Genomic DNA, 23223 nt, shown 5'->3' with positions numbered 1-23223 from the left:
TTCTGGGGTATCCGGAATCAGTGGGCACAAGGCACAAAGGCAAGTCGTCCCTATGAAACGAATGCAAGCCGGAAAAATTAGCGTTTGGGAATTTGTGTCAGGAAGGGGGCAGGACGAAGATTTCGAGAATGATGCGGAGCACTCATGTGGGAGCGAGCTTGCTCGCGATAGCGGTGGGTCAGCTTGCTGTTCGCTGACTGACACGACGCCATCGCGAGCAAGCTCGCTCCCACAGGGGATGGATCACCCCAGCCAATGTGGGAAAGGCATTTGAATGAGCCGGGAATCCAATCAGGCGCTGATCGCCAACCCATGCCGCCGATGATGCACGCTCAACTGATCCTTGATCAGCCGCAGCACCTTGGCCTCGTGCTCGTGAATGAAGAAGTGCCCGCCCGCCAGCATGTCCACCGAGAAGCTGCCCGTGGTTTCCTGGCGCCAGCCCATCAGTTGCTCCGTGGTGGCCTTGTCGGTCGTGCCGCCGAACACATGCACCGGGCAGTCGAGCAGCGGCCGTTGCCGCGGCTGGAAGCGTCCGCACAGCAAGAAGTCGGCACGCAGGATCGGCAGGGTCAGGGCCATCAGTTCTTCATTGGCCAGGATCTCCTCGCTCGTGCCGTTGAGGGTGCGCAGTTGCTCGATCAACTCAGCGTCGGTTTTCGCCTTGGCGAAACCGCGGTCGTAGTCGGCCCGCATCGTCGGCGCCGCGGTGCCGGAGGCAAACAGCGCCACCGGTTCCGGGCAGCCGAGCTCACGCAGGGCATGGGCGATTTCGCAGGCCAGCAGCGCGCCCAGGCTGTGGCCGAACAAGGCGTACGGGGCCTGGAGCGTCGGGTACAGCTCCCGCGCCAGTTGCATCGCCAACGGGCCCATGTCGGTGTGCAGCGGCTCGTCGAAGCGCGCCCCGCGTCCCGGCAACTCCACCGGTTGCACATGCAGCCATTGCGGCAACTTGCGCCGCCAGCGGCTGTACACCATCGCGCTGGCGCCGGAATAAGGCAGGCACAGCAGGGTCAGTTGGGTCACTGCGGTTTTCTCCGATCGGTCGTGTAGGAAAGATAACGAGATCGTAACCCACAAAATTAGTCAAAACCGTTACGTTCGCTCCATCTTTCCCGTCCGACCTTATACTGGCGACCTCGACTCACTCCACCGCACAGGAGAACGCCATGGGCTGGTCCGCCAAGCAATACGTCACCTTCGAACAGGAACGTACCCGTCCGTCCCGGGACCTGCTCGCCGCCATTCCCCCCACACAGGCCCGTTCGGTGATCGACCTGGGCTGTGGCCCGGGCAATTCCACCGAACTGTTGGTGGAACATTTCAGCGGCGCCACGGTGCGCGGCCTGGACAGTTCCAGCGACATGGTCGACGCCGCACGCAAACGCTTGCCCGCCGTGGCGTTCGACACCGCGGACATCGGCCAATGGGATGAACCCGGGCCGTTCGACGTGATCTTCGCCAACGCCGTGCTGCAATGGCTGCCCGACCACGCCACCCTGCTGCCCTCGCTGATCGGCAAACTCGCCCCCGGTGGCAGCCTGGCGATCCAGATGCCCGACACCCTGCACCAGCCCTCCCATCGTTTGATGCGGGAAATCGCCACCAACGGTCCCTGGGCCAGCCAACTGGCCGGGGCGGCGGATTCGCGTACCGAGGTGGAGGATCCCAGCACCTATTACTCGATCCTCAAGCCCCACTGCAGCCGCGTCGATGTGTGGCGCACCACCTACCATCACCCCTTGGCCGGCGGCGCCGCAGGCGTGGTGGAATGGTTCAAGGGCAGCGGCTTGCGGCCGTTTCTCGAACCGCTGGACGAGACGCAACGCGAGCAGTACCTGGCGCACTATCTCAAGGCGATCGAGCAGGCTTATCCAGCCCTGGACGATGGGACCGTGCTGCTGCCGTTTCCCCGGGTGTTCATGGTCGCGACACGCTAGGGCGAGGGTCGATGACGCAGCGACGAGGGCCTAAATTTCTGCTCCGGCCCCTCGTTACCTGCTAAGACCAAAAACCCGCAAGAGTGACCGCCGTGGACCTGCAAACCATCCTGGGCAAGCTGTTCGCCAATGCCGGCGCCGTTGGTATCGAAGGCGTCTTCCAATTCGTGTTCGGCCCGCACCAGGCGTACTGGTCCGAGGTCAAGGCCAGCAGCCGCACCGAGGCTGGCCGCCACACCAGCCCCGACGTCACCATCGAGGTGGCGGAGAAGGACTTCCTCGGGATCATGGCCGGCATGGCCAACGTGGAAGAACTGTTCGCCAGCGGTCGCCTGAAGATCGGCGGCAACATGGGCCTGGCGACGTTGCTGCCGCAGATCATCGACCATGCCCGGCATGGCGGTGGCGTGGTGGAAAAAGTCGACATGAACAAGCGCTACCCCACCCCGCCGCGCTTCAGCGAAAAGCTCACCGCCAGCCTGCCGACCCAACGCACCGTGCAACGGCGGCCTCGCAGCGGGCTGTCGGTGCAGGAATTTCGCGCCCAGTACCTGCCCCACGGCATTCCGCTGGTCATCAGCGATGCCTTGCAGGACTGGCCGTTGTTCAAGCTCAGCCGCGAAGAATCCCTGGTGCATTTTGCCGAACTGCAAGGCATCACCCGCCACGGCGACTACGTGAAGAAGACCTTCTCCACCGAGCGGGACTTTCGCTCCACGTCCATGGCCGACTTCATCGCCTCCCTCGACAGCCCGGCGGCCAAGGGCACCGACGGCGAACCACCGGCCTACATGGGCAACAACATCCTGCCGGCGCGGCTGATGGAGCAGATCAAGCTTCCGCCCTACTTCGACCCGTCGCTGTTCATCCCTCCGCGCATCTGGATCGGCCCCAAGGGCACCCTGACGCCGCTGCACCGCGACGACACCGACAACCTGTTCGCCCAGGTCTGGGGCCAGAAAATCTTCACCCTCGCCGCGCCTCACCACCGCGAAGCCCTGGGCACCTGGTCCACGGCCCCCCAAGGCGGGCTGGACGGCTGCGACTTCAACCCAGACGCGCCGGACTACCAACGCTTCCCCCACGCCCGGGACGTGACCTTCATGCGCGTGACGCTGGAGGCTGGGGATTTGCTGTTTTTGCCGGAAGGCTGGTTCCATCAGGTGGAGTCGGTGTCGACGTCGTTGTCAGTGAATTTCTGGGTGAATTCAGGGCGGGGTTGGTAGCGGTCAAACACTACTTTTGTGAACACAGACCTGTGGCGAGGGAGCTTGCTCCCGCTGGGCTGCGAAGCAGCCCCAAAACCTGACACCTCGATCATTCAGGTGGATTGAGATTACCTTTGGAGGGCCTGCTGCGCAGTCCAGCGGGAGCAAGCTCCCTCGCCACAGGTTTAGCGTCCGTATGTGGCTGAAGTGTGAAGACCGCTTCACCCAAGTGAACTCCACCCTCCTCGCACCAGTCAGCAGGTAAGGCCCTCCATTCAAGGTGCTAGACCATGCAGATATCCCTCGCCCGACAGGTTGCCCTGGTCACCGGCGCCAGCTCCGGCATTGGCGCAGGCTCGGCCAGGGCGTTGGCCGACGCCGGTGCCGCAGTGGTGCTCAACTACCACTCCAGCGCCGGCCCGGCGCAAGATCTGGCCCGTGAAATCAACGCCAACGGCGGCCGCGCCATCGCCGTGGGTGCCGATGTGTCGAAGGAACAGGAGGTCGAGCAGTTGTTCGCCCAAACCCTAGAAGCCTTTGGCACGCTGGACATCCTGGTGGCCAATTCCGGCCTGCAAAAAGACGCCGCCGCCGTCGACATGAGCCTGGAAGACTGGAACACCGTGATCGGCACCAACCTCACCGGCCAGTTCCTCTGCGCCCGCGCCGCCCTGCGGGTCTTCAACCGCCAGGGCATTCGCCAGGGCGTGTCCCGGGCCGCCGGCAAGATCATCCACATGAGTTCGGTGCACCAGCGCATTCCCTGGGCCGGCCACGTCAATTACGCCGCGTCCAAGGGCGGTGTCGATCTGCTGATGCAGAGCCTGGCCCAGGAAACCAGCCACCAGCGCATCCGCATCAACAGCATCGCCCCCGGTGCCATCCGCACGGCGATCAATCGCGAAGCCACCGAGGGCGAGCAGGAGCAAAAGCTGCTGGCGCTGATTCCTTACGGTCGCGTCGGCGATGTGGAGGACGTCGCCAACGCGGTGGTCTGGCTGGCCTCGGACTTGTCCGATTATGTGGTGGGCACCACGCTGTTCATCGATGGTGGGATGAGCCTTTATCCGGGGTTTCGTGGCAATGGCTGATCATGACGAACCGCAAAGCCCCATCGAGAACCACGGCATCATTGGCGACATGCGCACCGCCGCGCTGGTCAATGATCGCGGCAGTGTCGATTTTTTCTGCTGGCCGGAATTCGACAGCCCGTCGATCTTCTGCTCGCTGCTGGACACTGCGCAGGCAGGCATCTTCCAGCTCGCGCCAGACCTGCCGGATGCCCGTCGCCAACAAATCTACCTGCCCGACACCAACGTCCTGCAAACCCGCTGGCTGAGCGACGGCGCCGTGGTGGAAATCACCGACCTGCTGCCCATCGGCGACAGCGAGGACGATCTGCCGGTGTTGATTCGCCGTGTGGGCATGACCATCGGCAGCGCGACGTTTCGCCTGCGCTGCGCGGTACGCCACGACTATGCCCGGGCCGCCACCACGGCGCGCCAGGACGGTGCCCACATCTGTTTCGAGGCGCCGGGACAACCGAGCCTGCGCTTGTGCGCCGACCAGCCCCTGACGCTGGACGGGAACGCAGCGGTGGCCGAGTTCACCCTTACACAAGGCCAGAGCGCCGAGTTTCTGCTGGGCGGCATCGACGACCCACGCCTTCAGGACGACGTCAGCGCGATCTGCCTGGAGCGGACCCTGGCGTTCTGGCGCGGTTGGATCGGCCAATCCAACTATCGCGGGCGCTGGCGGGAAATGGTCAATCGCTCGGCCCTGGCGCTGAAGCTGCTGACCTCGCGCAAGCACGGCGCCATCCTCGCCGCCGCCACCTTCGGCCTGCCGGAAACCCGCGGCGGCGAGCGCAACTGGGATTACCGCTACACCTGGATCCGCGACGCTTCGTTCACGGTCTACGCGTTCATGCGCCTGGGCTTCGTCGAAGAAGCCAACGCCTACATGCGCTGGTTGCGCGGGCGGGTCAGCGACTGCTGTGACCAGCCGACCAAACTCAACATCCTCTACGGCCTGGACGGCAGGCTGGAGCTGCCGGAAACCGAGCTGCCGCACCTGAGCGGGTTCGGCAATGCGCAGCCGGTGCGCATCGGCAACCTGGCCTACCAGCAGGTGCAATTGGATATTTTCGGCGAGCTGATGGACGCGGTGTACCTGGTCAACAAATACGGCGAAGCCATCTCCCATCAAGGCTGGAAACACACCGTCGACGTGGTCGACCAGGTGTGCGAGGTCTGGCAGGACAAAGACGTGGGCATCTGGGAAATGCGCGGCGACAAGCAGCACTTCCTGCATTCGCGGCTGATGTGCTGGGTCGCCGTCGACCGCGCCATCCGCCTGGCCGAAAAACGCTCCCTGCCCGCCCCGTTCGCCCGCTGGGACGAGACCCGCCAGGCCATCTACCAAGACATCTGGACCAACTTCTGGAACGACGAACATCAGCACTTCATCCAGCGCCTGGGCAGCACCGCCCTCGACGGCTCGATGCTGTTGATGCCCCTGGTGCGTTTCGTCAGCGCCCGCGACCCGCGCTGGCTCTCCACGCTCGATGCCATCGAAAAACACCTGGTGCGCGACGGCATGGTCTATCGCTACCGCAACGACGACAGCCCCATTGACGGCCTCAGCGGCATCGAAGGCTCATTCGCGGCCTGCTCGTTCTGGTACGTCGAATGCCTGGCCCGCGCCGGCCGCGTGGAAAAAGCCCAGTTGGAATTCGAACAACTGCTGCGCTACGCCAACCCGCTGGGGCTATACGCCGAAGAGTTCGACAGCCACGGTTACCACTTGGGCAACACGCCCCAGGCCTTGACCCATCTGGCGTTGATCAGCGCGGCGAGTTTTCTGGACCGCAAGTTGAGCGGGGAGAAGAATCATTGGCAGCCGTGAGCGGAGTGGTCTGTGGCGAGGGAGCTTGCTCCCGCTCGACTGTGCAACAGTCGCAAGAATCCTGGGGTCGCTTCGCAACCCAGCGGGAGCAAGCTCCCTCGCCACAAGAACGGTGTGTCCTTTAGCCGGTCGTCTCCATGTCATCCAACGCACGGTTGGCCAGCAACCTGGCCAGCTCGATCAACTGCTGAATCCCCAATGCTACGTGTCGCCGGGAACCTTCCAGCTCGAACCCCAGGTCACTGACCAGCGCATCGGCCGAGGCCAGGGTTTCGCTGAGGCTGGTCAGCACCGACTCGGTGTTTAGCCCGGGGACCACGGTGAACACCTGGCCGTCCTGGGTATCGGGTTTGGCTGGGGTGGGAGACAAGTGGATATTCAGCGCCCGGTCGGCGGCTTCGCGGAGTTTTTTTGTATCGAGGGAGGTGTAGGCAGAAAGGTCTTCGGCGCGTGGAGGGTTGGGGGTGATCTTGACCATTGTGAAACTCCTGACTTGAAGTTGAGCTCACTCACCTCGTGACCAAACGAGGGTGGTGGGCTATACGCAGGTTGGTCAACCGGGAAGTCAGGCACCCGGCGCACTCGAAAGTGCCCCGCGCACAGCCCACCGCAAAGCATACCGACAAGCACGCAAAAAAGCGCCGACATGCTGAGGTTGGCGCGTGTGCGCCTGACATTGGACGGGTGACCAAACCCGGTCGCTGATTTTGCAGCGACGAGCAAAGCCTATCCCCACCCCTTCCGAACCGACAACCGACGCGACTCGTCAGAAAATTCCCGGTGCACCACATTTTTTGTAGGAACACATAACCTGTGGCGAGGGAGCTTGCTCCCGCTCGACTGCGCAACAGGCGCAAAATCTTCCAGCCTCCAAAGAATCGGCGTCTGGTGAGGGGTCGCTTCGCAACCCAGCGGGAGCAAGCTCCCTCGCCACAAGAGCATTGCAGTCTCCGGGTCCCCATTTATCACTCCGTCCCGTTAGAAGTTGCCAGCCCCCCAAACCCCTCCTAAGATCGATGCTCTCACGGGTGCAGCGGAGCTGCCCGATAAAAACCCGACTCAAGGACCTGACATGACCCATATCAAACGCCCCATCACCACCCCACCCCGAACAGGCCTGACCCGCGAAAACCTCTGGGAAGGCCAGGACCGGGGCCTGATCAAGTGCTGGGAAATCGGCCGCGACCGGGCGATGAAGTTTCCCGAATTGGCGCAACGTTGCCTGGCCGGTGAATTGCCGGTGCTGGGTTGGAAAGGTGGCGTCAGTCGCAGCCTGAAGAAAAACGAAAAATTCGGTTGCCTCAAGTACCTCGCCCAATGGCAGGGCCTGCGCGGTGAAGACCTGGACATCGACCTGACCCAGGAGCGCACCCTGACCTGTTCCAGCACGAACATGATCGTGACGTTTACCCCGGATCGGGCCAAATACGTCAACCAGGAACCTGCCTGAACGCAACCGCACACTGCCGGAGGCCGACATGAACCTTGAACCCAGGATCGACTTCGCCGTCACGCCGTTGCTGCGCATCGCCTACGAAGAACACGGCCCCGCCAGCGGCGAACCCATCATCCTGCTGCACGGTTTTCCTTACGACCCCAGGGCGTTCGATGAAGTCGCGCCGACCCTGGCCCAGCGTGGCTATCGGGTCATCGTGCCCTACCTGCGCGGCTACGGCCCGACCCGCTTCAACAACCCGGCCATCATGCGTTCCGGCCAGCAAGCGGCGTTGGCCCAGGACCTGCTGGACCTGATGCACGTACTCTCCATCCCCCAAGCGGCGCTGTGCGGCTACGACTGGGGCGGTCGGGCGGCGTGTATCGTCGCGGCCCTGTGGCCCGAGCGCGTGCGCTGCCTGGTGACCGGCGATGGCTACAACCTGCAGGACATTCCACGCTCCACCCAGCCGCTGGACCCGGAAACCGAACATCGCCTGTGGTACCAGTATTACTTCCACACGGCCCGGGGCGTCGAGGGCCTGACCCGGAACCGGCGTGAATTGTGTGGCTTGCTCTGGCGCCTGTGGTCACCGACCTGGACACGGGGCGCCGAACTGTACCCCCTCAGCGCTGCGTCGTTCGATAACCCGGACTTCGTCGACGTGGTGATCCACTCCTACCGTCATCGCTTCATGTACGCGCCGGGCGACCCGACGCTGGAGTGGATGGAGGAACGGCTGGCGGCACAACCGGCCATCAGCGTGCCGAGCATTTCCCTGTGCGGCGCCGATGACGGCGTGGGGCCCGCGTCGGAACACGATGAAGACGTCGAGCATTTCACGGGGTTCTATGAGCGCCGAGTGCTGCCCGGTGTTGGCCACAACATTCCCCAGGAAGCCCCCGAGGCCACGCTCAAGGCATTGCTGGATCTGCTTGAAGGCTGACGGCGAACCGCTCGCGATAGGCCTGGGGCGTCACGCCCATGGCCCGCAGGAAACTGCGGCGCAGGGTTTCTTCGCTGCCGAAGCCACACTGCACTGCCACCCGCTTGATCGACACCGCCGTGTCGGCCAGCAGGCGGCGAGCGGTTTCCACGCGAATCAACTCCACGGCCCGCGCCGGGGTCTGGCCGGTGTCGGCGCGGTAGTGCCGTACAAAGCTGCGTTCGCTCATGCCCACCTCGGCGGCCAGGCTCGACAGGCCCAGGTCACGGGTGAGGTTTTCGGCGATCCAGGCATGCAAGTCATCAAAACGACTGCCTTGCTTTTGTAGCGACAAGGTCACGCTGAACTGCGATTGGCCGCCGGGGCGCTTGAGGAACACCACCAGGTGCCGGGCGACCTCCAGGGCCACCGCACGGCCCAGGTCCTCCTCGACCAGCGCCAGGGCCAGGTCGATGCCGGCCGTGACCCCGGCCGAGGTCCAGACCGGACCGTCGTTGATGAAAATCGGGTTGGGTTCGACCCGTAATTGCGGATGTTGCTCGGCCAGTTGTTCGCAGCGGGTCCAGTGCGTCACCACGCGCCGTCCGTCCAGCCAACCGCTGGCGGCCAGCAGGAATGCCCCGGTGCACACCGACGCCACCCGGCGCGAACGCAGGCCGTGATCCTTGACCCAGGCCACCAGCGCCGGGTCCTTCGCCGCTTCGTACACACCCCAGCCTCCGGCGATCAACAGCGTGTCGCTGCCTTCGCTCGGCAGCGGCTCGGCCATCAGCGCCAACCCCGCCGAGGACATCACCGCCCCGCCGCCCACGGCGATGACCGTCGGCGTGTACGGCAGCGGCAGGCCTTGCTGGCGGGCCAGGTCGTTGGCCGATGCGAAGACCTGCAAGGGCCCGGTGACATCCAGCACTTGCACGTTGGCGAAGGCCAGGACATGAACGATTTTCGGAGAGTTGGGCATATTGGCGTGATTCGTGGGCTTATTGGCGTATACGCCAGAGCCTACGGATCTAAAGTAAAACCGTCCACCCCTCGGGCATCATCCAAAGGAGAACGCGACATGACGTTGCAGATCGGTTTGCTGTTATTTCCCCAAGTCCAGCAGTTGGACCTGACCGGCCCTTATGACGTGCTGGCCTCGTTGCCGGACGTGAAGGTCCACTTGGTCTGGAAGGACCTGGCGCCGGTCACCGCCAGCACCGGGCTGGTGTTGCTGCCCACCACCACGTTCGAGGACTGCCCGAAGCTCGACGTGATCTGCGTCCCTGGCGGGACCGGCGTCGGCCCCCTGATGGAAGACGAACAGACACTGGCCTTCATCAAGCGGCAAGCCGCCGACGCGAAATACATCACCTCGGTGTGTACCGGTGCGCTGGTGCTCGGTGCCGCGGGCCTGTTGCAAGGCAAGCGCGCCACCACCCACTGGGCCTATCACAGCCTGCTGCAAACCCTGGGCGCGACGCCGGTCAAGGAGCGCGTGGTCCGCGATGGCAACCTGCTCACCGGTGGCGGCATCACGGCCGGGATCGACTTCGCCTTGACCCTGGCGGCCGAACTGTTCGACCAGGACACCGCCGAGCTGGTCCAACTGCAACTCGAATACGCCCCTGCCCCACCGTTCAACGCCGGCAGCCCGGACACCGCGCCGACGCGCGTGCTGGAAGAAGCGAACCGGCGTGCGGCCGAGTCGTTCCGGGTGCGCTCGCAAATCACCCAGCGTGCTGCGGCGCGGTTGGAACAGGCGTAACGATCAGTCCCGATGGAAATGAAATCCGTGGTGAGGGGGAGTTGTCCCCTCACCGCAAAGGTCATCGGTTCATCATCCCTCCTGGCGATACAACACCATCCCCGCGTGGTAGAGCACGCCTTCGCGAAAATCCCCATCGGCGGTGAAACCGGTGTCGTCGTGGTATTCGATATGGTCATCCTGTAGCCAGTAGTCGCCCTGATATGCGCTCTCACGTACACCTCGCGCTTCGTCATAGCGTCCGCCCGACAGCAACCGATGGCGAATCACGCCATCAGCCGTCACCCATAGGCCGACGAATTTATCCTGGTCTCCAAATGCCTTTCTCATGGGACATCTCCTGTCGGTCAAGTCGGTCAGAATGGACTGGCGGTTGGCCGCACGATCAATTCGCTGACGTCTACGTCCGCTGGTTGTTCGATGGCGTAGGCGATTGCCCGGGCGATGGCTTCGGCCGGAATGGCGATCCTGCGGAACTCACGCATTTCGGCACGTCCACCTTCATCGGAAATGCTATCGGCCAGTTCCGATTCGGTCACACCGGGGGAAATCACCGTCACCCGCACATCGCCCCCGACTTCCTGGCGCAAGCCTTCGGAAATCGCGCGCACGGCGTACTTGGTGGCGCAGTACACGGCGGCCGTCGGGCTGACGGCGTAGGCACCGATGGAGGCGATGTTGATGAACTGGCCGCTGCGTTGACGCTGCATCAACGGCAGGCCGGCGGCGATACCGTGGAGCACGCCGCGGATGTTGACGTCGATCATGCGATCCCATTCCTCGACTTTCAGCGCCTCGAGCTTGGAGAGCGGCATGACCCCGGCATTGTTGATGATCACGTCGACCCGACCGAATCGCTCGACAGCAAAGTCGACGAAGTCCTGGACATCCTCACGACGGGTCACGTCCACGGCCTTGCAGACCGCCTGCTGGCCGGCGGTTTCGAGTTCCTGCACCAGTGTTTGCAAACGATCGATGCGCCGCGCGCCAAGCACGACACGAGCACCGCGAGCCGCAAGCAACCGCGCCGCGGCTTCACCAATCCCGCTGCTGGCGCCGGTGATGACCACAACTTTGTTTTGAATATCGGACATGATGGTTCCCTCGTCTGGCTGTATTGGCTCCCGGTGGGAGCGTTTTGACAGGTCCAGATTAGGGAACCGACCGAGGCCAGGGTTAGCCGGATCCTCCTGCGCACTTGCACAATCCTGTAGCGATAGATCCGACTCTGGTCGACAGCCGCGCAATCGGTTTTACTAGCGCGGTCTATTCATTTTGGCCAGGGAGGTTGCTTGGCATGTCGGTATCCACATCCATCCACATTGCGCCAGACGACGGCGTCAATCAGCGTCGCGCCGAACTGGCGAGCCTGATGATGCGCTTCGCCCCGGAATTCGGCGTCCACCCCACGGCCATCGAAGCCTTGCACCTGATCCGCAGCGACCAACCGACCGAAGCCCTGCACACCGTGCACAAACCTGGTTTGTGCGTGATTGTCGAGGGGCGCAAGGAAGTGCACCTGGCGGACGAATGCTACGTGTATGACCCGCTCAATTACCTTGTCGTCTCGGTGACCCTGCCGTTGGCCGGCCAGGTGATTGAAGCCAGTCCCGAGCGCCCCTACCTGTGCATTCGCCTCGACATCGATCCGGCACAGATCTGCCGCCTGATCGCCGACGCCAGCCCCATCGGCGTGCCGGCCGAAAGAACCGGACGCGGGTTGTTCCTGGATCGCATCGATGCACCATTACTCGACGCGGTGTTGCGCTTGCTGCGGCTGCTGGACAGCCCGGACGATATCGCCACCCTCGCGCCGTTGGCCCAACAGGAGATTTTCTACCGGCTGCTGCGTGGCGCCCAAGGCCAGCGATTGCACGAAATTGCCATTCCCGACACCCAGACCCATCGCATCAGCCGCGCCATCGAGTGGCTCAACACCCATTACGCCGAGCCGTTGAGCATCGACAGCCTGGCACAAATGATCAATCTCAGCCCTTCGGCCCTGCATCACCGCTTCAAAGCCGTGACCGCCATGAGCCCGCTGCAATACCAGAAACAGTTGCGCCTGCAGGAAGCCCGACGGTTGTTGTTGGCGGAGAACAGCGACGTTTCGTCAATCGGCTACAAGATGGGGTATGAAAGCCCTTCGCAGTTCAGCCGCGAATACAGCCGTCTATTTGGCGCCTCGCCGAGCAAAGACATCGCTCGTTTGCGTGCCCAGGCCCTGCAAGCCACGAGCGCCTGATCCTGCACACAAACAGGATCAGGCAAAACCAGGACAGTATCCGTCTAACGCCCGCCCCCGCCTCGCCCCTAATCTGAACCCATGCAGCAAGACAACCGTCCCGGCTGCAACGGGTTCAGCAGATCACGACATCTGAACGACCCGGCACTCAACCTGATATGACCGGAGTCTTTACCATGAAAACGTTCAACACCTTGATCGCCGTTACCACCCTCGCCCTGAGCGCCAGTGCGTTTGCCCTGCCGAGCCAGCAGCAAGACCGTTTCTTTACCTGGGCTGGCGAATACCAGCAGCCGGTGGCCGCTGATGGCACGGATCGGACGCCTGGAGGGCAAACACTCGCGGCCGATGGTGCCGAGCGTACCCCCGGAGGGCAGACGCTCGCAGCCGATGGTGCTGACCGCACCCCTGGGGGCCAGACCTTGGCTGCTGATGGTGCCGAGCGGACGCCTGGAGGGCAGACGCTCGCAGCCGATGGTGCCGATCGGACGCCAGGGGGCCAGACCTTGGCTGCCGACCGCACCATGACCCGGCGCCTGGCATGATCAGGCCACTTTTCCACAGACGAAAAAAAACCCGCCTAGGCGGGTTTTTTGAGGACCAATTTGACTCCCTGTCCGGCATTCCATGCCTGGTCCAATCATCCATGACCCCAAGCACTCCCTGTACTCAGTGGATGAACATAGATTAGGCCCACCGGTGACTTGGAGAAAGACGAGAAAGCAGCAACGGCGTGTAAGCGTTTCGCTATAGGACTTTTTCCTGGCTTTTCAGCGGGCGAAAAAAAACCCGCCGAAGCGGGTTTTTCCAAGACCATTACGACTCCCTGTCGATAGCTAATCCTTGCATGGTCGATCGTCCCTGATCCTGAGCACTTCCTGTGCTTCAGTGGATAAGTCCAGATTACGCCTCGGATCCAAAATGAAATAGACGACATAGCTACCATCTCGTGTAAGACATTCGCTATACCTGCCCCTCCGAAAACCCTTAGCTCTGCCAGCCGGCCAACTCAAGGCCTGTGCAGGAACGCTTCAATATTGGCCATCTGCTCGTCCCAGCCACGGCTGTCCATGCGAAAAGCCTTGAGTCGGCGTGCCTCGGGAATGTTGTTGAAACCCGACTCCACGACTTTGAGCAAAGTACCGCCATCCATGTCTTCAAGTTCGAATTGCACTCGGGTTTCGGACTCCTGGGAATAATCTACCTGCGGCTCGACAGCGTAAGGATGCCAGCGAAACGAGAAGACCCGCTCGGGCTCCACCCGCTCCACCGCTACGTCCCAGATAAGGTGTTCGTAACCTGGATAAGTAATTTGCCCTTGGGTACGCTCGCCTGCCACAAACCGTTTCCCCTCAAGGGCGACACCGAACCATTGGCCGAAGGCTTCGGCATTGGCCAGTGCACGCCAGACTTGGGAGCGCGGGGCCTTGAGCAGGATCTTTCTTTCAATGCGGTCGGATGAATGCATGAGTCACCTCCTGTGTTTCAACAGTAGGCTTGTAAGACCACAAGGCCAACCGGAAAGTTGTATCAGACCGTCGTTTAGCGCTCGCCAACTTTAAAACAGCACGGCGCGATGTAAACTCCCTCGGCGCTTTCACCCCCTCAAGGAGAGATCCAACATGTCCCTACGTTTGCTTCTGGCCCTGACGCCACTGCTTTTTGTCGCCATTGCCCAGGCCGACGACTGCGCTGACGCCACTACTCAAGGCGAAATGAACCAATGCGCAGCCAAAGAAAACAAGGCCGCCGACAATGAACTGAACAGTTTGTACAAGCAGATCACCGCACGCCTGAAGGACAATCCCGAAGCCAAGAAAATGCTGGTCAAGGCTCAGCGTGCCTGGATAGGCTTCCGTGATGCCGAATGTGAATTCTCCGCCTCTGGGGTTGAGGGCGGCAGTGTCTATCCGCTGATCTATGACAATTGCATCACCGCCCAGACCAAGGCTCGGGTCGAGGCGTTCAAGACCTATCTCAAGTGCAAGGAAGGGGATTTGAGCTGCCCCGTACCCGAGGCTTGACAGCCAGGATGCAAAAAAGGATGACCTCTACAGGTCATCCTTTTTTTTCGGCCAACACTATTTATTGCGGAAAAAACAAAACCCCTACCTGCGTCAGCAGATAGGGGTTTCGGAATTTAATCTTGACGATGACCTACTCTCACATGGGGAAACCCCACACTACCATCGGCGATGCATCGTTTCACTTCTGAGTTCGGGATGGGATCAGGTGGTTCCAATGCTCTATGGTCGTCAAGAAATTCGGTAGCCAGCGCGTGCCTTGCGGTCACGTTCCAGCGAATGGGTATGCGATAGTTTGTGTGTTGCACTCGAGCGTCTCGAACTTTCGGTTCGTTTCGTCTTCACACACCGCAATCTGGTCTCGTTCGCCTTGCGGCTTGGAGTCTACAAATTGCTTGGGTGTTATATGGTCAAGCCTCACGGGCAATTAGTACAGGTTAGCTCAACGCCTCACAGCGCTTACACACCCTGCCTATCAACGTCGTAGTCTTCGACGGCCCTTCAGGGGACTCAAGGTCCCAGTGAGATCTCATCTTGAGGCAAGTTTCCCGCTTAGATGCTTTCAGCGGTTATCTTTTCCGAACATAGCTACCCGGCAATGCCACTGGCGTGACAACCGGAACACCAGAGGTTCGTCCACTCCGGTCCTCTCGTACTAGGAGCAGCCCCTCTCAAATCTCAAACGTCCACGGCAGATAGGGACCGAACTGTCTCACGACGTTCTAAACCCAGCTCGCGTACCACTTTAAATGGCGAACAGCCATACCCTTGGGACCGGCTTCAGCCCCAGGATGTGATGAGCCGACATCGAGGTGCCAAACACCGCCGTCGATATGAACTCTTGGGCGGTATCAGCCTGTTATCCCCGGAGTACCTTTTATCCGTTGAGCGATGGCCCTTCCATACAGAACCACCGGATCACTAAGACCTACTTTCGTACCTGCTCGACGTGTCTGTCTCGCAGTCAAGCGCGCTTTTGCCTTTATACTCTACGACCGATTTCCGACCGGTCTGAGCGCACCTTCGTACTCCTCCGTTACTCTTTAGGAGGAGACCGCCCCAGTCAAACTACCCACCATACACTGTCCTCGATCCGGATAACGGACCTGAGTTAGAACCTCAAAGTTGCCAGGGTGGTATTTCAAGGATGGCTCCACGCGAACTGGCGTCCACGCTTCAAAGCCTCCCACCTATCCTACACAAGCAAATTCAAAGTCCAGTGCAAAGCTATAGTAAAGGTTCACGGGGTCTTTCCGTCTAGCCGCGGATACACTGCATCTTCACAGCGATTTCAATTTCACTGAGTCTCGGGTGGAGACAGCGCCGCCATCGTTACGCCATTCGTGCAGGTCGGAACTTACCCGACAAGGAATTTCGCTACCTTAGGACCGTTATAGTTACGGCCGCCGTTTACCGGGGCTTCGATCAAGAGCTTCGCGTTAGCTAACCCCATCAATTAACCTTCCGGCACCGGGCAGGCGTCACACCCTATACGTCCACTTTCGTGTTTGCAGAGTGCTGTGTTTTTAATAAACAGTCGCAGCGGCCTGGTATCTTCGACCGGCGTGGGCTTACGCAGCAAGTGCTTCACCCTCACCGGCGCACCTTCTCCCGAAGTTACGGTGCCATTTTGCCTAGTTCCTTCACCCGAGTTCTCTCAAGCGCCTTGGTATTCTCTACCCAACCACCTGTGTCGGTTTGGGGTACGGTTCCTGGTTACCTGAAGCTTAGAAGCTTTTCTTGGAAGCATGGCATCAACCACTTCGTCACCCAAAGGGTAACTCGTCATCAGCTCTCGGCCTTAAGATCCCGGATTTACCTAAGATCTCAGCCTACCACCTTAAACTTGGACAACCAACGCCAAGCTGGCCTAGCCTTCTCCGTCCCTCCATCGCAATAACCAGAAGTACAGGAATATTAACCTGTTTTCCATCGACTACGCTTTTCAGCCTCGCCTTAGGGACCGACTAACCCTGCGTCGATTAACGTTGCGCAGGAAACCTTGGTCTTTCGGCGTGGGTGTTTTTCACACCCATTGTCGTTACTCATGTCAGCATTCGCACTTCTGATACCTCCAGCAAGCTTCTCAACTCACCTTCACAGGCTTACAGAACGCTCCTCTACCGCATCACTTGCGTGATACCCGTAGCTTCGGTGTATGGTTTGAGCCCCGTTACATCTTCCGCGCAGGCCGACTCGACTAGTGAGCTATTACGCTTTCTTTAAAGGGTGGCTGCTTCTAAGCCAACCTCCTAGCTGTCTAAGCCTTCCCACATCGTTTCCCACTTAACCATAACTTTGGGACCTTAGCTGACGGTCTGGGTTGTTTCCCTTTTCACGACGGACGTTAGCACCCGCCGTGTGTCTCCCATGCTCGGCACTTGTAGGTATTCGGAGTTTGCATCGGTTTGGTAAGTCGGGATGACCCCCTAGCCGAAACAGTGCTCTACCCCCTACAGTGATACATGAGGCGCTACCTAAATAGCTTTCGAGGAGAACCAGCTATCTCCGAGCTTGATTAGCCTTTCACTCCGATCCACAGGTCATCCGCTAACTTTTCAACGGTAGTCGGTTCGGTCCTCCAGTCAGTGTTACCTAACCTTCAACCTGCCCATGGATAGATCGCCCGGTTTCGGGTCTATTCCCAGCGACTAGACGCCCTATTAAGACTCGCTTTCGCTACGCCTCCCCTATTCGGTTAAGCTCGCCACTGAAAATAAGTCGCTGACCCATTATACAAAAGGTACGCAGTCACCCAACAAAGTGGGCTCCCACTGCTTGTACGCATACGGTTTCAGGATCTATTTCACTCCCCTCTCCGGGGTTCTTTTCGCCTTTCCCTCACGGTACTAGTTCACTATCGGTCAGTCAGTAGTATTTAGCCTTGGAGGATGGTCCCCCCATATTCAGACAAAGTTTCTCGTGCTCCGTCCTACTCGATTTCACTTCTAAGATCCTTTCGCGTACAGGGCTATCACCCACTATGGCCGCACTTTCCAGAGCGTTCCGCTAAAATCAAAGAAGCTTAAGGGCTAGTCCCCGTTCGCTCGCCACTACTAAGGGAATCTCGGTTGATTTCTTTTCCTCAGGGTACTTAGATGTTTCAGTTCCCCTGGTTCGCTTCTTGCACCTATGTATTCAGTACAAGATAACCATCTTATGATGGCTGGGTTCCCCCATTCAGACATCTCCGGATCACAGTCTGTTTGCCGACTCCCCGAAGCTTTTCGCAGGCTACCACGTCTTTCATCGCCTCTGACTGCCAAGGCATCCACCGTATGCGCTTCTTCACTTGACCATATAACCCCAAGCAATCTGGTTATACTGTGAAGACGACATTCGCCGAAAATTCGATCTTGCTCTACGAGCAACTCACAAATTTTACCTTAGCCTGATCCGTTACCAGTGAAAGTAACGTCCAGTCTATCTTTCTATCACATACCCAAATTTTTAAAGAACGAACTAGTCAAAGACTAGAAATCAACATTCACCATCGAACCGATGGAATGCTCATTTCTAAGCTTTATACAATCGAAGCAGTAGTGGTGGAGCCAAGCGGGATCGAACCGCTGACCTCCTGCGTGCAAGGCAGGCGCTCTCCCAGCTGAGCTATGGCCCCGTATTTCTACAGGCGTTTCCCACACAAAATTGGTGGGTCTGGGCAGATTCGAACTGCCGACCTCACCCTTATCAGGGGTGCGCTCTAACCAACTGAGCTACAGACCCAATTTCGGGCTGCTTCTTTCGTCTTCTTCAATGAATCAAGCAATTCGTGTGGGAGCTCATGAAGCAGCTGCGGTCGTCGATTAAGGAGGTGATCCAGCCGCAGGTTCCCCTACGGCTACCTTGTTACGACTTCACCCCAGTCATGAATCACACCGTGGTAACCGTCCCCCCGAAGGTTAGACTAGCTACTTCTGGTGCAACCCACTCCCATGGTGTGACGGGCGGTGTGTACAAGGCCCGGGAACGTATTCACCGCGACATTCTGATTCGCGATTACTAGCGATTCCGACTTCACGCAGTCGAGTTGCAGACTGCGATCCGGACTACGATCGGTTTTGTGGGATTAGCTCCACCTCGCGGCTTGGCAACCCTCTGTACCGACCATTGTAGCACGTGTGTAGCCCAGGCCGTAAGGGCCATGATGACTTGACGTCATCCCCACCTTCCTCCGGTTTGTCACCGGCAGTCTCCTTAGAGTGCCCACCATAACGTGCTGGTAACTAAGGACAAGGGTTGCGCTCGTTACGGGACTTAACCCAACATCTCACGACACGAGCTGACGACAGCCATGCAGCACCTGTCTCAATGTTCCCGAAGGCACCAATCCATCTCTGGAAAGTTCATTGGATGTCAAGGCCTGGTAAGGTTCTTCGCGTTGCTTCGAATTAAACCACATGCTCCACCGCTTGTGCGGGCCCCCGTCAATTCATTTGAGTTTTAACCTTGCGGCCGTACTCCCCAGGCGGTCAACTTAATGCGTTAGCTGCGCCACTAAGAGCTCAAGGCTCCCAACGGCTAGTTGACATCGTTTACGGCGTGGACTACCAGGGTATCTAATCCTGTTTGCTCCCCACGCTTTCGCACCTCAGTGTCAGTATCAGTCCAGGTGGTCGCCTTCGCCACTGGTGTTCCTTCCTATATCTACGCATTTCACCGCTACACAGGAAATTCCACCACCCTCTACCATACTCTAGCTCGACAGTTTTGAATGCAGTTCCCAGGTTGAGCCCGGGGATTTCACATCCAACTTAACGAACCACCTACGCGCGCTTTACGCCCAGTAATTCCGATTAACGCTTGCACCCTCTGTATTACCGCGGCTGCTGGCACAGAGTTAGCCGGTGCTTATTCTGTCGGTAACGTCAAAACACTAACGTATTAGGTTAATGCCCTTCCTCCCAACTTAAAGTGCTTTACAATCCGAAGACCTTCTTCACACACGCGGCATGGCTGGATCAGGCTTTCGCCCATTGTCCAATATTCCCCACTGCTGCCTCCCGTAGGAGTCTGGACCGTGTCTCAGTTCCAGTGTGACTGATCATCCTCTCAGACCAGTTACGGATCGTCGCCTTGGTGAGCCATTACCTCACCAACTAGCTAATCCGACCTAGGCTCATCTGATAGCGCAAGGCCCGAAGGTCCCCTGCTTTCTCCCGTAGGACGTATGCGGTATTAGCGTCCGTTTCCGAGCGTTATCCCCCACTACCAGGCAGATTCCTAGGCATTACTCACCCGTCCGCCGCTCTCAAGAGGTGCAAGCACCTCTCTACCGCTCGACTTGCATGTGTTAGGCCTGCCGCCAGCGTTCAATCTGAGCCATGATCAAACTCTTCAGTTCAAACATCTTTGGGTTTTGAGAAAACCCTAAACTTGGCTCAGCAATCGTTGGTTACATCTTTGATTTCTCGCGGAGTAACTTGTGATGCTGATAATCTGTTGACTAGCAGTCTGACTCCACAAGCACCCACACGAATTGCTTGATTCAGTTGTTAAAGAGCGGTTGGCTGAGTCTTTCGTCTCAACCGAGGCGCGCATTCTACAGCGCCCCGTGCATCTGTCAAGCGGTTATTTTCAGAAGTTTTCAAAGTTTCGCTTCCGAAACATCAACAACTTCAACCACTTGCGCTTCCGATCTCTCGTTAGCGGGAGGCGAATTCTACAGCGTTACTCGCTGCTGTCAACACCTCTTTTTCACCGCTTTCGACCGAGAAGATCGAACCGCATATAGAGTCAAACAACACCGCTCTACCTGCTCCTTCCTGGCTTCGATGAACTGAAGCCCCGCACCTTCGAAACCTACTTAACTCATTGAATTTCAAGGAGTTTTCCGTTTCGACTGCGCCGGAAGTGGGGCGAATTATAGACGTCCAGAATCTGCCGTCAACCCTTAATTTGATTTTTCTATCTACAGCCCGACATGACACTTAAATATGCCCGGTATATAGACGGAATCGCTGTATATGCGCAATATACTGCTCAACGCAGCCTCCCCCGCCTTTATTCTGGACGACACTTCGTAATGACGCTCCCCCCACATCGCAGCCTGGCCTCCACCCTGTACCCGGTTGCCTTGCTATTGATAGCCATGGCTTCCATTCAAGCAGGAGCCTCCCTAGCCAAAAGCATGTTCCCGGTAGTGGGTGCACAAGGCACTACGACGCTGCGACTCATTTTTGCCAGCCTCATCATGCTGTTAATGCTCCGCCCTTGGCGTGCCAAGCTCACCGGCCAATCCCTGCGCACAGTGATTGTTTACGGTATGGCACTGGGCGGCATGAACTTCCTCTTCTATATGTCAGTTCGCACCGTTCCACTGGGCATTGCCGTAGCGTTGGAATTCACCGGGCCTCTGGCAGTCGCCATTTACGCCTCGCGCCGGGCAATCGACTTTCTCTGGATTGCCTTGGCAGTGGTTGGCCTGCTGCTGCTCATACCGACCGGCGCGACCAGTGCCGGTATCGATCTGGTTGGAGCCGGCTACGCGCTGGGCGCCGGTTTCTGCTGGGCGTTGTACATTCTGTTCGGTCAGAAAGCCGGAGCGGACAATGGCGTGCAGACTGCCGCACTGGGCGTCATGATCGCGGCCCTGTTCGTCGCGCCTATCGGCATTGTCCACGCCGGCGCCGCACTGCTCACACCGAACCTGATTCCAATCGCCCTCGGCGTCGCCATCCTGTCCACAGCCCTGCCCTACACGCTGGAAATGATCGCCCTGACTCGGATGCCTGCCCGCACCTTCGGCACCTTGATGAGCGTCGAACCGGCAATCGCGGCCTTGTCGGGGCTCGTCTTTCTCCAGGAGTACCTGTCCCTGGCCCAGTGGATGGCCATTACCTGCATCATCCTCGCGTCGGTGGGCGCAACGCTGACCATGGCTAGCACCGCAAAGCCTGCTGTCGCGGTAGATTGAATCAGGATTTAACGAAGGTCTGGCATTTGCCGCGCATTTAGGCCATGTTTAGGCCAGTAACCTAATGCCAGACATGGATTTTTTCATACAGGACGTCATGAACGCTTCAAGCAAGAGCGCACACGATCGCACGCAGACATAAGATCCGCGGCGGTCATAAGGACGGGAATGAAACGAATTTTGATACTGATCGCCGTACTTGCAATAGCGGGCTGTGCGGCAACATCGAAAAGTGAAGTCAAACGCGGCAAAAAGGGTCTGCACATCAATTGCTCCGGCCTGTCCTCATCCTGGGACCAGTGCGCTGCCAGTGCCGCCAATTCATGTGCTCCCAAGAGTTACAAGGTCATTGCCAAGTCCGGCGACGCCGTCGAAGAACCAGGGGATTATCCCTTCGGGCTCAATCCCGCCGGCTATACCAGTCGCAGCATGATCGTCATCTGCAAATAGATCAGCTTAGCCAAGCCCCAGTTCGGCGATTCGACGACTGATGTCCTCATAGCTGGACTTGAGGACGTCACGCTGGACCTGCGGCGTGACCAGCATCCGCGCGACAACCAACGCCCCCACACATTGAGACAGGATAGCCCAGGCCAGGCTGTCGCTTCCCAGTATCCGCGCCCAGCTTTCGTGCAGACGACAGATCCACGTTTGCGCCGCCTCCCTCACCTGGAGATCCGATCGTGCGATCTCTGCGCCCAGTACCGGTAACGCACACCCTGCCTCGGGCTGCTCGACATGGCTCATGCTCAAGTACTGCTTGAGGCAGCGCTCCAGTTTCATCGAGTCCATGGCGCCATCGCCGCTCAAGCGATCCAGGCTTTGAGCCAACTCTCGCTCAACAATGGCTCTGAAAAGCTCATCCTTGGACGAGAAGTGGCTATAGAACGCACCGCCGCTCAACCCTATCGCTTTCATCAGGCCGTCGACACCGACCGTAGAGAAACCGGATTTCTTGGCGGACACGGCACTGCTGGCGAGCAGTTTCTCGCGGGTTTCCATTTTGTGATTGGCTGAATAACGCATGGTCGTGCCCCTGATTGCTCGCCTTGACGCTTGCCGGATCTTAGCATAACGTCCGTTTAGTTAACGATCGTTTACCCATGAGGCTGACCATGAATAACAAGAAGGTCGTACTGGTTGTTGGCGCGGGCGATGCCACCGGTGGAGCGATTGCCAAACGCTTTGCGCAGGAAGGTTTCGTGGCCTGTGTTACCCGTCGCAGCGCTGACAAACTCCAGCCGCTTGTGGATGGAATCCGCGCCCAAGGCGGCGAGGCCCACGGGTTTGCCTGTGATGCACGCAAAGAGGACGATGTGATCGCACTCATCGAGCAAATCGAGAACCAGATCGGCCCGATCGAAGCCTTTGTGTTCAACATCGGCGCCAACGTTCCCTGCAGCATCCTCGAAGAAACCGCACGCAAGTACTTCAAGATTTGGGAGATGGCCTGTTTCTCAGGTTTTCTCAATGCACGGGAAGTGGCCAAGCGCATGGTCAAGCGCCAACGCGGAACCATCCTGTTTACCGGGGCGACGGCGGGGTTGCGCGGCGCTTCAGGGTTCGCTGCATTCGCAGGCGCCAAACATGGCATCCGCGCACTGGCCCAAAGCATGGCCCGGGAGCTGGGGCCGCTGAATATTCATGTGGCCCATGTGGTGGTGGATGGCGCCATCGACACCGACTTCATCCGCGATCATTTCCCGGAAAAATATGCCACCAAGGATCAGGACGGCATCCTGAATCCTGAACACATCGCCGACAACTACTGGTATCTGCACAGCCAACCTCGCGACGCCTGGACCTTCGAGCTGGACCTGCGCCCCTGGAATGAACGCTGGTAAGCCCTCCCCTC

Annotated in this window: 20 protein-coding genes, 2 tRNA genes and 3 rRNA genes; 13 read left to right on the top strand and 12 right to left on the bottom strand. The window is 59.2% G+C overall.

Annotation, left to right across the window (positions count from 1 at the left end; translation table 11 throughout):
- Positions 1-291: 291 nt before the first annotated feature.
- The gene (locus J4E63_RS17115) at positions 292-1026 is read right to left on the bottom strand and encodes a thioesterase II family protein (RefSeq protein WP_207282743.1); all 735 of its coding nucleotides are present in this window, start codon (positions 1024-1026) and stop codon (positions 292-294) included.
- Positions 1027-1169: 143 nt separating this feature from the next.
- On the opposite strand from J4E63_RS17115, the gene tam reads away from it, so the two are divergent.
- The 4 genes from tam (at position 1170) to J4E63_RS17095 (ending at position 6055) form a co-directional block, all read left to right on the top strand.
- A complete protein-coding gene (tam, locus tag J4E63_RS17110; protein WP_207282742.1) occupies positions 1170-1940 on the top strand; it encodes a trans-aconitate 2-methyltransferase in 771 nt (256 codons plus the stop codon).
- 92 nt (positions 1941-2032) lie between these two features.
- On the top strand, positions 2033-3166 hold the full coding sequence (locus J4E63_RS17105) for a cupin-like domain-containing protein (RefSeq protein ID WP_207282741.1): 1134 nt from the start codon (positions 2033-2035) through the stop codon (positions 3164-3166).
- Between the two features lie 272 nt (positions 3167-3438).
- Positions 3439-4239 (top strand): SDR family oxidoreductase, encoded by an 801-nt coding sequence (locus J4E63_RS17100; RefSeq protein WP_207282740.1) that lies wholly within the window; start codon positions 3439-3441, stop codon positions 4237-4239.
- Positions 4232-6055, top strand: coding sequence for a glycoside hydrolase family 15 protein (locus J4E63_RS17095; RefSeq protein ID WP_207282739.1), 1824 nt, complete (start codon positions 4232-4234; stop codon positions 6053-6055). Before J4E63_RS17100 ends, J4E63_RS17095 begins: the two co-directional genes overlap by 8 nt.
- A 121-nt stretch (positions 6056-6176) precedes the next feature.
- Here J4E63_RS17095 and J4E63_RS17090 read toward each other — a convergent pair whose 3' ends face one another.
- Positions 6177-6533, bottom strand: a complete 357-nt coding sequence (locus tag J4E63_RS17090) for a DUF6124 family protein (protein ID WP_207282738.1) — start codon at positions 6531-6533, stop codon at positions 6177-6179.
- Positions 6534-7127: 594 nt separating this feature from the next.
- On the opposite strand from J4E63_RS17090, the gene J4E63_RS17085 reads away from it, so the two are divergent.
- Together J4E63_RS17085 and J4E63_RS17080 are read left to right on the top strand one after the other, a co-directional pair.
- Entirely contained in the window at positions 7128-7505 is a 378-nt protein-coding gene (locus J4E63_RS17085; RefSeq protein ID WP_060741383.1) for a hypothetical protein, read from the top strand.
- A gap of 28 nt (positions 7506-7533) precedes the next feature.
- Positions 7534-8436 (top strand): alpha/beta fold hydrolase, encoded by a 903-nt coding sequence (locus J4E63_RS17080; RefSeq protein WP_207282737.1) that lies wholly within the window; start codon positions 7534-7536, stop codon positions 8434-8436.
- On the opposite strand, the gene J4E63_RS17075 is transcribed toward J4E63_RS17080, so the two are convergent.
- Entirely contained in the window at positions 8405-9397 is a 993-nt protein-coding gene (locus tag J4E63_RS17075; RefSeq protein WP_207282736.1) for a GlxA family transcriptional regulator, read from the bottom strand. The two genes, J4E63_RS17080 and J4E63_RS17075, sit on opposite strands and share 32 nt — an antisense overlap.
- A gap of 99 nt (positions 9398-9496) precedes the next feature.
- Between J4E63_RS17075 and inhA the strand changes: the two genes are divergently transcribed.
- Complete coding sequence (gene inhA, locus J4E63_RS17070; RefSeq protein WP_060741380.1) at positions 9497-10183, top strand: isonitrile hydratase; 687 nt, start codon at positions 9497-9499, stop codon at positions 10181-10183.
- Between the two features lie 72 nt (positions 10184-10255).
- On the opposite strand, the gene J4E63_RS17065 is transcribed toward inhA, so the two are convergent.
- Positions 10256-10513, bottom strand: a complete 258-nt coding sequence (locus J4E63_RS17065) for an Atu4866 domain-containing protein (protein ID WP_207282735.1) — start codon at positions 10511-10513, stop codon at positions 10256-10258.
- 26 nt (positions 10514-10539) lie between these two features.
- Positions 10540-11277, bottom strand: coding sequence for an SDR family oxidoreductase (locus tag J4E63_RS17060; protein WP_060741378.1), 738 nt, complete (start codon positions 11275-11277; stop codon positions 10540-10542).
- 203 nt (positions 11278-11480) lie between these two features.
- Between J4E63_RS17060 and J4E63_RS17055 the strand changes: the two genes are divergently transcribed.
- Positions 11481-12428 (top strand): AraC family transcriptional regulator, encoded by a 948-nt coding sequence (locus J4E63_RS17055; RefSeq protein WP_207282734.1) that lies wholly within the window; start codon positions 11481-11483, stop codon positions 12426-12428.
- A 176-nt stretch (positions 12429-12604) separates the two neighbouring features.
- Positions 12605-12973, top strand: a complete 369-nt coding sequence (locus J4E63_RS17050; RefSeq protein WP_207282733.1) for a hypothetical protein — start codon at positions 12605-12607, stop codon at positions 12971-12973.
- A gap of 464 nt (positions 12974-13437) precedes the next feature.
- Here the strand turns inward: J4E63_RS17050 and J4E63_RS17045 are convergent, their stop codons facing one another.
- On the bottom strand, positions 13438-13896 hold the full coding sequence (locus J4E63_RS17045) for an SRPBCC family protein (RefSeq protein WP_060741375.1): 459 nt from the start codon (positions 13894-13896) through the stop codon (positions 13438-13440).
- Between the two features lie 154 nt (positions 13897-14050).
- Here J4E63_RS17045 and J4E63_RS17040 point away from each other — a divergent pair, with 154 nt between their 5' ends.
- A complete protein-coding gene (locus J4E63_RS17040) occupies positions 14051-14452 on the top strand; it encodes a lysozyme inhibitor LprI family protein (RefSeq protein WP_060741374.1) in 402 nt (133 codons plus the stop codon).
- 120 nt (positions 14453-14572) lie between these two features.
- Here the strand turns inward: J4E63_RS17040 and rrf are convergent.
- The 5 genes from rrf to J4E63_RS17015 form a co-directional block, all read right to left on the bottom strand.
- Positions 14573-14688: ribosomal RNA gene (rrf, locus tag J4E63_RS17035) — 5S ribosomal RNA — on the bottom strand.
- 170 nt (positions 14689-14858) lie between these two features.
- Positions 14859-17750: ribosomal RNA gene (locus tag J4E63_RS17030) — 23S ribosomal RNA — on the bottom strand.
- Between the two features lie 245 nt (positions 17751-17995).
- Positions 17996-18071 (bottom strand) — tRNA-Ala (locus J4E63_RS17025).
- 30 nt (positions 18072-18101) lie between these two features.
- Positions 18102-18178 (bottom strand) — tRNA-Ile (locus J4E63_RS17020).
- Between the two features lie 81 nt (positions 18179-18259).
- A 16S ribosomal RNA gene (locus J4E63_RS17015) occupies positions 18260-19796 on the bottom strand.
- The 16S, 23S and 5S rRNA genes sit together here with 2 tRNA genes alongside, the layout of an rRNA operon.
- Before the next feature lie 681 nt (positions 19797-20477).
- Between J4E63_RS17015 and rhtA the strand changes: the two genes are divergently transcribed.
- Positions 20478-21368: a threonine/homoserine exporter RhtA gene (gene rhtA, locus J4E63_RS17010; protein ID WP_207282732.1), complete on the top strand. Its 891-nt coding sequence runs from the start codon at positions 20478-20480 to the stop codon at positions 21366-21368.
- Positions 21369-21536: 168 nt separating this feature from the next.
- Positions 21537-21818, top strand: a complete 282-nt coding sequence (locus tag J4E63_RS17005) for a hypothetical protein (RefSeq protein WP_060741372.1) — start codon at positions 21537-21539, stop codon at positions 21816-21818.
- A gap of 6 nt (positions 21819-21824) precedes the next feature.
- Here the strand turns inward: J4E63_RS17005 and J4E63_RS17000 are convergent, their stop codons facing one another.
- Positions 21825-22394: a TetR/AcrR family transcriptional regulator gene (locus J4E63_RS17000; protein ID WP_207282731.1), complete on the bottom strand. Its 570-nt coding sequence runs from the start codon at positions 22392-22394 to the stop codon at positions 21825-21827.
- A gap of 89 nt (positions 22395-22483) precedes the next feature.
- Between J4E63_RS17000 and J4E63_RS16995 the strand changes: the two genes are divergently transcribed.
- Positions 22484-23212 (top strand): SDR family oxidoreductase, encoded by a 729-nt coding sequence (locus J4E63_RS16995; RefSeq protein ID WP_060741370.1) that lies wholly within the window; start codon positions 22484-22486, stop codon positions 23210-23212.
- The last annotated feature ends 11 nt before the right edge of the window (positions 23213-23223 follow it).

This window comes from Pseudomonas sp. FW300-N2F2 (assembly GCF_017351655.1).
GTDB classification, from domain to species: Bacteria; Pseudomonadota; Gammaproteobacteria; order Pseudomonadales; family Pseudomonadaceae; genus Aquipseudomonas; species Aquipseudomonas fluorescens_AA.
The sequence above is the reverse complement of the archived record's forward strand: the minus strand, read 5'-3'. Positions and strand labels throughout refer to the sequence as shown.

Bases quoted from the DNA above. Each gene is read 5' to 3' on its own strand.
- J4E63_RS17045 (WP_060741375.1), bottom strand. From the start codon at position 13,896: ATGCATTCATCCGACCGCATTGAAAGAAAGATCCTGCTCAAGGCCCCG.
- J4E63_RS17085 (WP_060741383.1), top strand. From the start codon at position 7,128: ATGACCCATATCAAACGCCCCATCACCACCCCACCCCGAACAGGCCTG.
- J4E63_RS16995 (WP_060741370.1), top strand. From the start codon at position 22,484: ATGAATAACAAGAAGGTCGTACTGGTTGTTGGCGCGGGCGATGCCACC.
- inhA (WP_060741380.1), top strand. From the start codon at position 9,497: ATGACGTTGCAGATCGGTTTGCTGTTATTTCCCCAAGTCCAGCAGTTG.
- J4E63_RS17000 (WP_207282731.1), bottom strand. From the start codon at position 22,394: ATGCGTTATTCAGCCAATCACAAAATGGAAACCCGCGAGAAACTGCTC.
- J4E63_RS17040 (WP_060741374.1), top strand. From the start codon at position 14,051: ATGTCCCTACGTTTGCTTCTGGCCCTGACGCCACTGCTTTTTGTCGCC.
- J4E63_RS17080 (WP_207282737.1), top strand. From the start codon at position 7,534: ATGAACCTTGAACCCAGGATCGACTTCGCCGTCACGCCGTTGCTGCGC.
- J4E63_RS17050 (WP_207282733.1), top strand. From the start codon at position 12,605: ATGAAAACGTTCAACACCTTGATCGCCGTTACCACCCTCGCCCTGAGC.
- J4E63_RS17075 (WP_207282736.1), bottom strand. From the start codon at position 9,397: ATGCCCAACTCTCCGAAAATCGTTCATGTCCTGGCCTTCGCCAACGTG.
- J4E63_RS17055 (WP_207282734.1), top strand. From the start codon at position 11,481: ATGTCGGTATCCACATCCATCCACATTGCGCCAGACGACGGCGTCAAT.
- rhtA (WP_207282732.1), top strand. From the start codon at position 20,478: ATGACGCTCCCCCCACATCGCAGCCTGGCCTCCACCCTGTACCCGGTT.
- J4E63_RS17060 (WP_060741378.1), bottom strand. From the start codon at position 11,277: ATGTCCGATATTCAAAACAAAGTTGTGGTCATCACCGGCGCCAGCAGC.
- J4E63_RS17090 (WP_207282738.1), bottom strand. From the start codon at position 6,533: ATGGTCAAGATCACCCCCAACCCTCCACGCGCCGAAGACCTTTCTGCC.
- tam (WP_207282742.1), top strand. From the start codon at position 1,170: ATGGGCTGGTCCGCCAAGCAATACGTCACCTTCGAACAGGAACGTACC.
- J4E63_RS17100 (WP_207282740.1), top strand. From the start codon at position 3,439: ATGCAGATATCCCTCGCCCGACAGGTTGCCCTGGTCACCGGCGCCAGC.
- J4E63_RS17065 (WP_207282735.1), bottom strand. From the start codon at position 10,513: ATGAGAAAGGCATTTGGAGACCAGGATAAATTCGTCGGCCTATGGGTG.
- J4E63_RS17005 (WP_060741372.1), top strand. From the start codon at position 21,537: ATGAAACGAATTTTGATACTGATCGCCGTACTTGCAATAGCGGGCTGT.
- J4E63_RS17095 (WP_207282739.1), top strand. From the start codon at position 4,232: ATGGCTGATCATGACGAACCGCAAAGCCCCATCGAGAACCACGGCATC.